We start from the raw sequence: 1,426 nt of genomic DNA on the forward strand, positions 1-1,426 counted from the left end.
AACACATCGTCGGCTCTGGTTCCAAAGTGGCCACCGGTTTTTTCGATAACGGCATCGACAAGCTGTTCTTCACCGGCTCGGTACCTGCGGGCAAAACGTTGATGGCCCAGGCCGCGCAAACGCTGACACCGGTTTCCCTGGAGCTGGGCGGCAATGACCCCATGCTGGTGCTGGAAGACGCGGATCTGGAGCGTGCCACCAACGGCGCCGCCTGGGCCGGCTACCAGAATGCTGGGCAAAGCTGTGGCGGCGTGGAACGCGTCTATGTGGTGGATGCGGTGTACGACCAATTCGTGGACTTGCTGGCCAAGAAGACTCGCCAACTGCGCCACGGCATCGGCTGCAACAGTTTTGATGTGGATATCGGCAGCCTGACCACGGCCGGTCAGCTGCGCACCGTGCAGCAACACGTGGAAGATGCGTTGGCCAAAGGCGCCCGCATCGAGCCCAGTCACGCCCGGTGGGCAATGTGGAAAACGGCTTCTTCTTCCCCGCCACCCTGCTCACCCAGGTCACCGACGACATGCTTACCATGTGCGATGAAACCTTTGGCCCGTTGATCGCAGTACAACGTGTGGCCAATGAAGAAGAGGCCATTCGCAAAGCCAACGATTCGCATCTGGCGCTGACCTCCTCGGTGTGGACCAAAGACAACAAACGCGGCCGAGCCATTGCCGCCCGGTTGCAATCCGGGGTTACCACCGTAAACGATCATCTTTACAGCCACGGCCTGTCCGAAACCCCCTGGGGTGGCGGGAAGGAATCCGGCATTGGCCGCACCCATGGCCCGGAAGGGCTGGAAGAAATGACGCAGGCGAAAGTGGTGAACTGGGATATTCTGCCGTCCAAACGCAATATTTTCTGGTACCCGTTTGATCAAGCCACCTACAACGGCATCAAGAACGCCCTGCTGTTCGTTTTCCCGTCCAGCGTTGGCCAGTGGCTCGGCGCCTCATTGAAGCTCACGCCCTTCCTGGTGAAGAAAATGTTCACCGGCTGGAAAACCGGCGACTAGGTCTGTGTCGCTACCGGCTTCCGGTGGCAAATGTTGACCTGCATCATCACTATCCTCCCGGAACCTGTCATGCTACCGAGACAGGCTCCGGGAGGATTTTTTATGTATATGGACAGCGTGGTTCTGGCAGGAATCGCCGTGATTGCCGGCATTCTGGTCTTTGCGGGCAGTTTTGCCCTGTTTATCTGGCTGGATTCCGGCGACGACGACACACAGAACGGGAAAGACTGACGCCAGGCACCCTGCTCGTCATACGCTTTCGCTTTGTAGCGCTCGGCAGGGACTCAGCAGGGATAGTCTGGCGATTGCAGGCAGCGCTCGCGCAACTGCTCCGGTGTACTTGCCGAGGGTTCCTGTCGACGATTGCCACCCTGGCAGATGACTTCCAGCTCCCCTTTTTCCGGGGCCGCC

3 protein-coding genes are annotated in these 1,426 nt (G+C 59.2%); all 3 read left to right on the top strand.

Annotation, left to right across the window (positions count from 1 at the left end):
* A partial coding sequence (locus tag A3730_RS32900) for an aldehyde dehydrogenase family protein (protein WP_255364176.1) occupies positions 1 to 560 on the top strand: 560 nt, incomplete at its 5' end.
* The gene (locus tag A3730_RS32905; RefSeq protein WP_255364178.1) at positions 470 to 1,015 is read left to right on the top strand and encodes an aldehyde dehydrogenase family protein; all 546 of its coding nucleotides are present in this window, start codon (positions 470 to 472) and stop codon (positions 1,013 to 1,015) included. The genes A3730_RS32900 and A3730_RS32905, both read left to right, overlap by 91 nt.
* 102 nt (positions 1,016 to 1,117) lie before the next feature.
* Positions 1,118 to 1,246 (top strand): cytochrome c oxidase subunit CcoM, encoded by a 129-nt coding sequence (gene ccoM / locus A3730_RS32910; protein WP_255363141.1) that lies wholly within the window; start codon positions 1,118 to 1,120, stop codon positions 1,244 to 1,246.
* Positions 1,247 to 1,426 lie beyond the last annotated feature (180 nt).

This window comes from Alcanivorax sp. HI0044 (assembly GCF_001634945.1).